The organism is Pseudoalteromonas sp. AWM4_233 (assembly GCF_056158285.1).
Genome location: NZ_JBSWSZ010000001.1, coordinates 1,248,131 through 1,260,137, shown reverse-complemented (window position 1 = coordinate 1,260,137; position 12,007 = coordinate 1,248,131). Strand labels below are relative to the sequence as shown.

11 protein-coding genes are annotated in these 12,007 nt (G+C 41.7%); 8 read left to right on the top strand and 3 right to left on the bottom strand.

Annotation, left to right across the window (positions count from 1 at the left end):
* Positions 1–310: 310 nt before the first annotated feature.
* The 3 genes from ACXAC4_RS05560 to ACXAC4_RS05550 all read left to right on the top strand — a co-directional run bounded on the left by ACXAC4_RS05560 (position 311) and on the right by ACXAC4_RS05550 (position 3,765).
* On the top strand, positions 311–1,693 hold the full coding sequence (locus ACXAC4_RS05560) for a M20/M25/M40 family metallo-hydrolase (protein WP_475159652.1): 1,383 nt from the start codon (positions 311–313) through the stop codon (positions 1,691–1,693).
* 251 nt (positions 1,694–1,944) lie between these two features.
* Entirely contained in the window at positions 1,945–2,742 is a 798-nt protein-coding gene (locus tag ACXAC4_RS05555) for a DUF6671 family protein (protein WP_475159650.1), read from the top strand.
* Positions 2,743–2,751: 9 nt separating this feature from the next.
* Positions 2,752–3,765, top strand: a complete 1,014-nt coding sequence (locus ACXAC4_RS05550) for an L-threonylcarbamoyladenylate synthase (protein ID WP_475159648.1) — start codon at positions 2,752–2,754, stop codon at positions 3,763–3,765.
* Positions 3,766–3,830: 65 nt separating this feature from the next.
* Here ACXAC4_RS05550 and ACXAC4_RS05545 read toward each other — a convergent pair whose 3' ends face one another.
* On the bottom strand, positions 3,831–4,817 hold the full coding sequence (locus tag ACXAC4_RS05545) for a zinc-dependent alcohol dehydrogenase family protein (RefSeq protein WP_475159647.1): 987 nt from the start codon (positions 4,815–4,817) through the stop codon (positions 3,831–3,833).
* Positions 4,818–4,943: 126 nt separating this feature from the next.
* Here ACXAC4_RS05545 and ACXAC4_RS05540 point away from each other — a divergent pair, with 126 nt between their 5' ends.
* The 5 genes from ACXAC4_RS05540 (at position 4,944) to ACXAC4_RS05520 (ending at position 11,131) form a co-directional block, all read left to right on the top strand.
* Positions 4,944–5,840 (top strand): LysR family transcriptional regulator, encoded by an 897-nt coding sequence (locus ACXAC4_RS05540; RefSeq protein ID WP_475159646.1) that lies wholly within the window; start codon positions 4,944–4,946, stop codon positions 5,838–5,840.
* An 89-nt stretch (positions 5,841–5,929) separates the two neighbouring features.
* A complete protein-coding gene (locus ACXAC4_RS05535) occupies positions 5,930–9,094 on the top strand; it encodes an HD domain-containing phosphohydrolase (protein ID WP_475159644.1) in 3,165 nt (1,054 codons plus the stop codon).
* A gap of 135 nt (positions 9,095–9,229) precedes the next feature.
* Positions 9,230–10,210, top strand: coding sequence for an alpha/beta fold hydrolase (locus ACXAC4_RS05530; protein ID WP_475159643.1), 981 nt, complete (start codon positions 9,230–9,232; stop codon positions 10,208–10,210).
* A 97-nt stretch (positions 10,211–10,307) separates the two neighbouring features.
* Complete coding sequence (locus ACXAC4_RS05525; protein WP_475159641.1) at positions 10,308–10,727, top strand: hypothetical protein; 420 nt, start codon at positions 10,308–10,310, stop codon at positions 10,725–10,727.
* Complete coding sequence (locus tag ACXAC4_RS05520; protein ID WP_475159640.1) at positions 10,724–11,131, top strand: DCC1-like thiol-disulfide oxidoreductase family protein; 408 nt, start codon at positions 10,724–10,726, stop codon at positions 11,129–11,131. Before ACXAC4_RS05525 ends, ACXAC4_RS05520 begins: the two co-directional genes overlap by 4 nt.
* Here the strand turns inward: ACXAC4_RS05520 and ACXAC4_RS05515 are convergent, their stop codons facing one another.
* Positions 11,132–11,671: a hydrolase gene (locus ACXAC4_RS05515; protein WP_475159638.1), complete on the bottom strand. Its 540-nt coding sequence runs from the start codon at positions 11,669–11,671 to the stop codon at positions 11,132–11,134.
* 22 nt (positions 11,672–11,693) lie between these two features.
* A complete protein-coding gene (locus ACXAC4_RS05510) occupies positions 11,694–12,002 on the bottom strand; it encodes a hypothetical protein (protein WP_475159636.1) in 309 nt (102 codons plus the stop codon).
* Positions 12,003–12,007: the final 5 nt, after the last annotated feature.

The following is a 12,007-nucleotide window of genomic DNA, read 5'->3' as shown; positions in this document are numbered from 1 at the left end:
ATGACAAAGTAGTGGAAGCTTTTGGTTGAACTCTTCGAGCAGCGCTAGTTGGTCATTTATTCGGCGTTATCGGCTGACTTACATAGAACAACTATGCTACGCAGCCTCTTCCTGGTCTAAATACCCAACTCACTGCTGCAAAAACAAACAGCAAAGGTCAACACGCCCTAGTAAGCCCCGATTGAATGGGGCTTTTTTGTTTGGCTTATTTATCACAAATCGATAAGCTGTTTGTGATTCATCGCGTATAGTTGCACACCCACCTAGAACGTTCCAAAATAGTAGTAATATTTACAACAGGCTTATAAAAATGAAAAAGTTATTATTGGCAGCCTTGGTGTTAAGCGCCAACGTTTTTGCTGCCGACACCTTTGATGCACAAACAATTGAAGTAACCGAACAATTAAAAGAAAAGTCACTCAATAGCGAATTGGCTTACGATATTGTGGCAAGGCTAACCACCGAAGTTGGGCCGCGTATGGCGGGCACGCCTAAAGATCTTGAAGCCGTAGACTGGGCGATGAAAGAGCTAAAGCGTTTGGGCTTCGACAAAGTTTGGAAAGAACCTGCAAAATTCCCTGCTTGGTTGCGCTATTCTGAATCTGCCGAAATTATTCTGCCGTCAAAACAACCTATCCACATCACCGCACTTGGCAACAGTGTCAGCACACCAAAAGATGGTACGCGCGCACCTATTGTCATCTTTGAAACCTTAGAAGAGCTAGAAGCAGCACCTAAAAATGCCGCAAAAGGTAAGATTGTCTTTATCAATTACCGTATGGACCGCAGCCTAGACGGCAACAGTTACGGCCCTGCTGTACAGGCGCGTAACCGAGGTGCCGTGGTTGCCAGCCAAAAAGGCGCTGTGGCATTTATGATGCGCTCGGTCAGTACTGCAAAACACCGTTTTGCACACACTGGCGGTAACCATTATAAAGATGGCATTAAGGCCATTCCTGCCGTCGCACTGGCAAACCCAGATGCCGACCAAATTGAACGTTTATTGCAACTGGGTCATAAAGTTGAAGTTAATTTAAACGTACAAGCTGAATCAAAAGGCATGGGCACTTCTTACAATGTCATTGGTGAATTTACCGGCACAGAAAAGCCAAGCGAATACGTGCTGTTAGGTGCACATTTAGATTCGTGGGATTTAGGCACAGGCGCACTTGATGACGGCGCGGGCGTGGCGATTATCACGGCCGCGGCAAAACACATTAGCGAGCTAACAAAAACCAAACGCAGTGTACGCGTAGTGTTATTCGCCGCTGAAGAGCAAGGTCTTTGGGGTGCGAAAGCTTATGTGAAGAAGCACCAAGATGAGCTAGGTAATATTGTTGCAGCGGCGGAGTCTGACTTTGGTGCCGATCTTATCTATGCAGTTGAATCTCGCGTTGCTTCAAACTCATTACCGACTGTGCGCGCGATTGCTAAGCATTTAAAAGACTTAGGGGTTAAATACGATGCGCGTAACAACGCTTTTGGTGGCCCTGATCTAATTCCATTTAAAGACTCTAAAGTCGTGCCTATTTTCTCTCTACATCAAGATGGTACTGACTATTTTGACTTCCACCACACTGCTGATGACACGTTAGATAAAATCGACCCTGCAAAGTTAAACCAGAACGTAGCAGTTTACGCTGTATTTGCGTATCTTGCAGCACAAAGCCCAACTAAAATGATAGGCAAGTAAGTTTACGTATTTAACCTGAGCTCAGATTATTTATGGAGAAACACCCAGTTTCTCCTTTTCTTCACCCATCTTCGCCAGATTTAAAAACCATACGTCCCACTTCCCCATCTGACAAGGCGAAAATAGTGACAAATTTATACAACTCACCGTATAATAGCGCCCCTTTTTAAAGCCTGTTTTTATCAGAGCTTTGAGCTTTTGCTATTTTAATCTCGTTTCGGTAATTGAGTTGTTTTAAGGTCGGGTCATTAATGAATCAAGCTGTACTTATCACTAAACATGATAAAGCTAAGTGCATCGCAAATGCACTCGCGCCGCTTGGCTTTGATGTGGTTGAAAGCAATGCGTTTGACACCGATAGCTTAGGCACATTCGCAGGCGACATAGAACGTACGCTCAGCCCTAAAGAAGCGGCTTTAAAAAAAGCGAGAATGGCGTGTGAGTTGCTCGGTGCCGAATTTGGTTTGGGCAGCGAAGGGAGTTTTGGCAATGGTCCTTACCCGGGCATAGTGAACTGGAACGACGAGATTTTATGTTTTTATGAACGTGCAACCGGGCAAGCAATTTACGCAACCGCCTCTGGGCCTTTTGCAATCTCGAGTATCCAAGTAAACAATGAGACTTGCCGCGATACCTTGTTAAAAAAGCTAAATCATTTTCAAGGTCAGCGTTGGTTGCTGAAATTTGATGAGCAAATCTTAAAAGGGTTAAGCAGCGAAACGTTGATTGAAACTTTAGCTGACAAGCAATTAACCGAGGCGTTAATTGAGCCAGATTTACGCGCTATGCACTGCCCGCTTCGCCAACAAATGATCAGTAAAGCTGCTGACGATTTAGCAAACAGGCTTAATGCCATTTGCCCTAAGTGCAATGCCAAAAATTTTGTTGCAAAAGAAGCCGTTGCAGGTTTGCCTTGTGAACAATGCGGCCTTGCAACACAACAAATAAAGCAGCATAAATATCACTGTGAATGCTGCGACCATACTGAATTAAAAAATACCGAACAAACCGCTGCCGATCCCTATTATTGTCAGCTCTGTAATCCTTAAGGTTTACCTATGAATGAATTTGAAACACTCGAGCTTCTCACCGGAGACGAAGGGATCGCCCAAGCCGTTAAGCTTCTACAACAAGGTGAATGTGTCGCCCTACCGACTGAAACCGTGTATGGCCTTGCTGCAGATGCAACGCAGCCTGAAGCCGTGGCGAAAATATTTGCCGCAAAAGGTCGCCCATCAAATCATCCTTTAATCGTGCATATTCCTGATGAAACACATATTGCACGTTGGGCTGACTCAGAGCCTTCAGATCTACAAAAACTCGCAGACGCATTTTGGCCGGGGCCATTAACGGTTATTTTAAACACCAAAGCTGGGCTAAATAACCCAGTTACTGGTGGTAAAGACACCATCGCACTTCGCGTGCCTTCTCACCCGCTGTTTTTGAAAGTGTTAATTGATTTAGACACAGGGTTAGCAGCACCTTCGGCAAATCGCTATAAGCAATTAAGCCCAACAGTACCTGAGCAAGTGGTTGAGCAATTAACAGGTCGAATTCCTGCGGTTCTAGAAGGTGGCGCGTGTGAGCATGGGCTTGAATCGACCATTTTAGATTTAACATCAGATGCACTAAGAGTTTTACGTGCAGGTCCAATTTCAGCTACTGAGATTGAGCAATGCTTAGGTAAACCAGTTACAACGCCGATGGAGCATAACGAAGCAGTGCCAGGTAACGTTAAAGCCCACTACCAACCAAATGCACCGGTGACTTTAGTTAAAACCGATGAGCTTAAACAGGCTATTGAAAATGAAAGCAACAAAAACATCGCGGTACTTGCCTACTCAGAGCAAGTTTTAGCCGAGCTGAATGCACTCGATTTACAGCCAGAATTCATCAAGCAAATCGCCAGCGACGCCGCCGGTTACGGTAAAGGCCTTTACTACGATTTATACTGTTTAGATAAACGGACACCGGCTAAAATCTTTGTTGAAACACCACCTGTGAGCGACGACTGGCAGGCAGTTAACAACCGTCTTTCTCGCGCGGCTTCTTTTGAATTTATTCCTGAATAACCAAGCACAAATACAAAAAAGCCCAGTTTAGGTATCAACTGGGCTTTACTCACTTTTATATCTATTTAGACCGTTACGACAACTTTCCCCATCGCCTTACCACTGCCAAGTCGAGCGTGAGCCTCACCGACTTGGTCTAAACTAAAGACTTGTTCATCAACAACCGGCTTTAACTTACCCTCATCCACTATTTTTGCCAATGACGACAATATTTCACCATGAACTGCACGCTTGTGGTTATGTAACATGGGGATCAACATAAATACCACATGTAAGGAAAGCCCTTTAAAATGCGCTAAGCTTAGGTCGAGTTCAAGTAAAGAAACGGTCGTTATCACCTGACCATTCAAAGTCGCTGCTTCAAATGAATTGAGCATGTTCGCACCACCGACAGAGTCATAAACAACATCAAAACCTTGACCATCAGTATATTTGGCAACATAAGTTTCAACAGTGTCATTTCGGTAATTTATGCCCGTAGCGCCCAGAGACTCTATTAAAAATAACTGCGCATCACCGCCTCCGGTAGAATACACTTCAGCGCCAAAATAGTTTGCAAGCTGCAGCGCAATATGTCCGACACCACCTGAGCCGCCATGCACTAAAACTTTCTGACCTTGTTTAACACCAGCTCTTGTAAGACCTTCAAACGCAGTGATCCCAACCAGTGGTAAAGCAGCTGCCTCTTTCATTGAAATGGATTTAGGTTTTAATGCGATCAAATTTGCATCTGCGAGCATATATTCAGCCAGTGCTCCCTGTAAGTCCGCCAAGCCACCAGCACAACCATACACTTCATCACCCACTTTGAATTGAGTTACCCCCTCGCCAACTTCGGTAATTGTGCCGGCAAAGTCCATTCCCAATATAGCAGGAAGCGCTGGAGATAACGGCAGTGCATCCCCCATCTCTCGGATCATCATATCGACGGTATTCACACTGGTTGCTGCGACCTTTAAAACAACATGGCCAGGCTTTACCTGAGGCGTTGAAACCTCTTTAAATTGAAAAACGTCTATACCACCAAATTGCTCAATAACCATTGCTTGCATAATTTTTATCCTCCGTTGTGATGTAGCCAGTTTACTCACTAGACAGGGAATTGATAATAACGATATATTTGAAATCAGTTTCAATATTTTATTGATAATCGAACGTCAAACTTAGCAGGTAAAAATTTGAACATTGAGCATTTAAAGTTATTCATTCGCATTGCAGCCTGTCACAACATCAGTCTAGCAGGCAAAGAGTTAGGTTTATCTCCTGCCGTTGCCAGCAGTCATATTAGTAGACTAGAAGAAAGCTTAGGTGTGCGCTTGATACATCGCACCACAAGAAAAGTATCATTAACTGAAGATGGCATCGTATTTTTGCCCCATGCTCAAGAGGTACTGAGTAGTGTTGATGTCGCGTTCGCTTCTGTTGGCTCTGGTAATATGTCTCCTTCAGGTAGACTGCGTATTACAGCACCCGCTTCTTTTGGGCGAATGCACCTTATACCAGCTCTAAACGGCTTTATGGCTCAATATCCAGATTTAAACTTAGACCTTAGGTTAAGTGACAGTATTGTTGATATGGTCGAGGGTGGATTTGATGTGGCTATTCGCAACGCCGCTTTAAATGATTCAAGTCTGATCGCTCGCAAGATTGCAAAAGATACTCGCCTTGTATGCGCATCTCCGGACTATTTAAATAAACATGGTACCCCAAACCAGCCTAGTGACTTACATAATCATCAATGTATCGATCTCATGGGCCTAGATACTTGGACTTTTCAAACTAACGAAGGGCATCAGTCAATTAAAATCAAACATTTTTTGCGTGCAGATAACGGCGAAGCGATCCGTGATGCGGCAATCAATGGACTAGGCCTAACTATTTGTTCGCAGTGGTGCGCATACAAGGCAATTCAAGCCAAACAGCTTGTCCCTGTGCTCACCGATACACCGCTTGTTAGCAATACCTCTATTTGGGCCGTTTACCCTAGCTCTAGATTACTCGCACCCAAAGTACGTGTTTTTATCGACTATTTAAAAGCACACTTTGAAGAAACACCATACTGGGAATTAACCTAATGAAATTTGAGGAACTTTCATTGGAAATATTGTGATTCCTTTTCTAAGCTAGGAACTAGTTTATTTTATAAGCATGCAAGGATGTGTTCATGCCCTCAACAACGAGGTGGCGTTTTTCGATTAGATTGACGCTCTTTTCAATTTTTGTCATTGCAACTACATTAACTGCAGGCATTGCCATTTTACTGCAGTATCACTTTTCTATTCAGCAAGCGAAACAAAGTGCTTTTGAGCAGTTTCAGATGTCATCTGAATATACACGAGATTATTTAGCGGCGATTGATCACCAAGCCAGTGAATTGACGGAGTTACTTTCTACTAATAATCGCTTTAACCAAGTCGAAGGATTATCGACAGAGCAACTGCAAATGTTTTCCAAAGCAATGGAAAAAAACCCACTTTATTACTCTATTTTCATTGGCCACCCTTCTGGCCATTTTGGACAACTTATCAATCTAAACTCCCAAGAGATTAAAATTCAATTGAACGCTTTGGCTTCTGATAGGTGGCTAAAAATTGAAATAGCGCCAAATGCTGATATACCGACTAGAACCGTCACTTTTTTAGATCAAAACTTAACGCCTCGTATCAGTTACAGTGAATCCCATGAATTCGACCCGAGAGCACGCCCCTGGTTTAAAGGTGCAAGTCATGAACAGGTTTATAAGTCAGCACCTTATCAATTTAAGTCTCTAGAAGCACCTGGGTTAACCTACTCTAAAAACATGCTAGCATCAGAAGCTGTATTAGGTGTTGATATTGCACTTTCTAGCTTATCTATGTATCTAAAGAAACATAGTCTCGCCATAGAAAGTAACTTATTTGTTTATCAGGCAACCGGTGAGGTTATTGCAACCAATCAACAACTAGCCTCAGAAAATGCTAGCTTCGAATATAGCAATTTTTCACTCACAGAAAGTGAAAAAGAAATCGTCCGCAATGCACCGTCATTGCAAATATCTAATTCAAAAGACTGGAGTCCAATCGACTTTGCCATTTCTGGTCAACCAAGAGGCTATTCAGTTGATAAATTGAACCTAATAGCTCAAATGACAGGATTAGAAATAGAGTTTGTGAATGGCTTTACTTGGCCAGAGCTCATTAGCAAATATAAAAATAATGAATTAGATGGGCTACAGGCAATCTATAGAACGCCTGAAAATGAAAGTATGGGTTTCATGTCTGCACCTTACCTCAATTTACCCTATGCCACAGTCACTCGAGCTAACGCCTCTAAAATTAATGTTATTACTGATCTTAATGGTAAAACCTTAGCAATTGCGAAAGGTTGGTCAATTATCCAGCCACTAAAACAACTGTTTCCCGCAATCAATCTTTTAGAAGTAAACACCATTAGAGACGTCTTTTTCGCAGTACAAAGTGGCCAAGCAGACGCTGGGCTTGATAGCCATTTATCACTTTTACAAACACAGTCTCAGTTTTTTATAGAAGATGTGATAGTCAATGAGCCTCTATCATTCTCACATTATGATTTTCCGTCTAATTTACATTTACTTCTCAAACCAGAGTTTGAGAACCTAATTCCAATTATAAATCGTGCAATGGCAAGTATTTCTGATATTCAAGAGGCAAACCTGCGGAATAAATGGTTAACGAAATCTGATCCTCACCAATCTAGCACCCATGCCTTTGCTGTTCCTCACAAAGTCTTATTAGAAGCGATCAGCGAAAATAATCTGCAAAATACTCTGCTCACTGTCAGCATCGATAATCAAGAAACATATGTTTATATCAGCCCTGTTAAAGTAAATGACAGACAAGAAACCTTTTTCGCTATTGTCACCCCAACTAACCAGCTGTATCAAAAAAGCTTAGACCAAGTAAAAGTATCTATTTTCCTCACTGCAGCATGCCTTGTTTGTTTGCTTCCTTTGTCTTACTTGTTTTCAGCCCCCATAGTGCAGCCCATCCACAAACTTATGGCACAGAACAGAAAAATCAAACGTAGGCAGTACGATGACGTTGCTATTGAGCATAGTAACATTAAAGAGCTTGATCAGCTTGGCGCGTCTTTAGCTGAGATGTCGGCCTCAATTAAACAACATGAAAAACAGCAAGCTGAATTATTAGAGTCGTTTGTAGAGCTAATAGCACAAGCCATCGATGACAAATCACCTTATACTGCAGGTCACTGTAAACGCGTGCCAGATATAGGGATTCGGTTAGCGGAAGCTGCCTCGTCGGCTAATTATGGCATGTTTAGTGGTTTCAATTTGAAAACCGCTGAACAAAAACGTGAATTTAAAATGGCTGCGTGGTTACACGACTGTGGCAAAATCACCACACCCGAATATATCGTAGACAAAGCAACCAAATTAGAAACGATTTATAATCGTATACATGAAATTCGCATGCGTTTTGAAGTTTTATATCGAGACGCAATCATTGACTACCACCAAAACACACAGCTTCACCCAGAATCTCAGGCGTTTTACAAAATCGAACTTGAGAGAAAGTTCAAACAACTACAAGATGACTTTGCATTTATTGCAAAGTGTAATCAAGGTGGAGAATACCTCTGTGAGGAAGCAGTGGCACGTCTTGAAAATTTATCTGTTATTACTTGGGAGCGCCACTTTGACGATACGCTTGGTTTATCGCAATTGGAACTGGAAGCCAAACACGGGTTAAAAACCCCATTGCCTTGTGTTGAAATGCTGCTCAGTGATAAAACTGAGCATCTTCAACCCAGAACAATCAAGCCTGAGTATGCCGAAAAATATGGGATCAAAATGGACACCCCAGATCTACTTAGTAATAAAGGCGAGCTTTATAACCTAACAGTCTCTCGCGGCACACTTACGCATGAAGACCGTTTCAGAATTAATGAGCATATGATAAGCACCATCAAAATGCTCGACAGCCTGCCATTTCCTGATGATTTAGCCAATGTACCGCGTTGGGCGTCAACCCATCACGAAACTTTAATAGGCACAGGCTACCCAAGAAAACTGAAGAAAGAAGACTTATCGATCCCTGAACGCATCCTTGTTGTGGCTGATATTTTTGAAGCCTTAACCGCTTCAGATAGACCTTACAAGAAAGCGAAAACCTTATCAGAGTCACTGAAAATTATGCAGTTTATGGTGAAAGATCAACACATAGACTCAGGTGTTTTTGAGCTATTTTTAACCTCGGGTGTGTACTTGGACTATGCCAAGCAACATCTCGCCCCTTCACAAATAGACGAGGTTGATATTGATAGCTTGATTGGGAAAGAAAAAGTAGCTTAATCTGGCCGGGTATTATTGTATTTTGACACTTTGATGAAGTGTCAAAATACAATAAATTTCTCAAATTTATTTTCACCCCTTTTCAAGCTGTGAATCGTTATACAAAAATAATGATAATTTCTGGGAAGAATTTCCATGTCAAAATTTGCGCATCGCATAAAATCAAACAAAGCTCTTTTTGCTTTTTCACTCATATTATTCATCTATGTCTTGCTTCGCTTTGTTGCCTTTATTCAACACCAAACCATTAAGCTGCCCGGTCAATACTTCACTTATCAAAACAAACAAGTTCGGTATTTATGCAAAGGAAATAATGCGCCTTTTGTGTTCTTCGAAACTGGATTTGCAGCAGACTCAGAGCAAAGCTGGGACACTATCACAAAAGCTTTACCCAATAACTTTACTAGCTGTTATTACGACAGACTTGGTCATGGTGGTAGTGATAATGTGCCAGTTACTTTTACAACAAATGAAAAGTCAGCACTGCAAACTGCACTGATAAAGCATATAGCTGGCAATGAACCTGTTGTTTTAGTCGCACACTCTTATGGCGGCATTATTTCTAGAAGAACAGCAGCAAAAAATGAGATTAACTTGGCTGCACTTATCCTTTTAGACTCTGCCCATGAATATCAGCATGAAATTATGCGAGGAAAGTTCGACCCAATTCCCGATTCGGTTAAAAACTTACAGTATCTCAACGCTGCATTTGGATTATCTGATATAAAAAATATTTTCAAACACTATGACACACCGATGCAAAAACGACTTGACCAATATTATGGCAGCTTCAGATACGCACATGTCCTTTCAAGCTATCGATATGAAAAAGGCTTTTATACGCCTTTAGAAACGTTCGACTATGACTTTGGCAATTTAAAAATGCTGGTAATCAGTCATGACAAACAAGCTTATGCAGATAACCCACGATTTTTTAGCATTACTGATAAATGGCAAGACATGCAAAAAAGCATCGCTGCGCTTTCTAACAATTCTGAGCACATCATAGCAACAGGTGCGACTCATAATATTCCAGAAGATGCGCCAGACTTGGTCATCAAAAAGATACGAGAAACTGTTGAGTTAGCGAGGAACCAAAGCATTAACAGTCTATGATGTTAGAAATGTTTGTTTACCAATCAGTTAATGTATTCAAAATAGTTACACGTTAAAGTAGCCATCAAGTTTAAAGAAAATTTTAACAGGACTCAGAGTGAACATTTTCCTCACAATAGCAGGCTCTTTAAGTGCCCTAGCCGCAGTTATGCATCTAGGTTGCATTTACTTTGGCGCACCTTGGTATCGCTTTTTTGGTGCTGGTGAGCAAATGGCAAAACTTGCAGAGCAAGGCAGTAATAAACCCGCTTTCATCACCAGTGGTATCGTGCTCATGCTTTGTATTTGGTCTGCCTATGCCTTTTCTGCTGCCGGGCTTATTACAAAATTACCGCTTTTAAAAATCGCTTTAATCTTAATTACTTTAATTTATACCGCCCGAGGGGTCGCTGGTTTTTTCTTTATTAGTAACCCCATGGGTCGCTCGAGTGAGTTTTGGATTTGGAGCTCGGTCATTTGCTTGTCGTTTGGTTTAGTGCATTTTATCGGCTTAAAGCAACAGTGGGTTAATTTATGAATAAAGAAGAAATTTTACTGGTTTACGATAAAGACTGCCCTGCCTGTGACAACTACTGCCAAGTTGTTCGTATTCGAGAAAGTATTGGTGAGCTCAAAATTATCAATGCTCGAGAAAGCAGTGAAGTGTTAGAAGAAATCACTCAGCTCGGACTTGATATTGATCAAGGTATGGTATTAAAGATGGGTGGCGTGATTTATTACGGTGCGGATGCCATTCACGCCCTCGCGCTAATCAGTTCACGCTCTGGCGTGTTTAATAAATTGAATTATTGGCTATTTAAATCTAAGCGCGTTTCAGCCGTTTTATATCCGGTGTTGCGCTTTTTCAGAAACCTACTTTTAAAAATGCTGGGGAAAACAAAAATCAATAACTTGAATAGCACGGGAAATGATCGGTTTTGATCATTTCACCAGCGGTAACACTTGTTTAAATACAGGGTCGTTAGCGTCTTTTATCAGCTCATATAAACACATTTCAAAACTTGTAAGTTGAATACCTGCTTGATTTAATTTAGTCAGAGCAAGCTGCTTGTTTTCACGTGTTCTAGAAGAAATACAATCTTGTACTAGCTCAACACCAAACTCTCTTTGTTTTAAGCTCATCGCCGTTTGATATACGCAAATATGGGCTTCGATACCACAAACCAGCCAATTATCGACACTGGCAGCATCTATGGCTTGTAAAAACTCTTCACTGCCACAGCCATCAAATGTACTTTTAACAATGGCAGGAATATCATCCAAATGCGCTTGCAATTCGGAGATCGTGGGCCCAAGTTTCTCAGGGAGTTGTTCTAAGAATACAATAGGTAAATCAAGTATTTTTGCCGCTTGAACCAGTTTTACAGTTTGCGCAATCATCGCTTCACTTTCATGAACAAGTGTTGCTAACTTACCCTGAATATCTACAATCACTAGACCAGTGTTATATCTATTAAGCATTTAACGCTCCTTGCAATAAGCTTTAACAGCCGCCGTCAGCACCACCGCCACTACCACTATCGAAACTACTAGATGAGCTCGACGAATCATTTGAAAGGTTGTGAGTTGTGATACTTGCACCAGCTATGATTGTGGCGTTGGCGTTATCAGTGCCCTTACCTACTTTTGTTGCTGTGCGGGTGGGTTCGTTAGGTTTTTTAAAGGTCACAATAAACAGTAATGTACTCAATGCCGCAGTAGCAATCGCATACTTCCAAGTGCCTGAAATAACACCTATGGTGATAGCCAGTACAAAACCTGCTAACGCTAAAACTCGCAGAAATAGTCGCATAATTA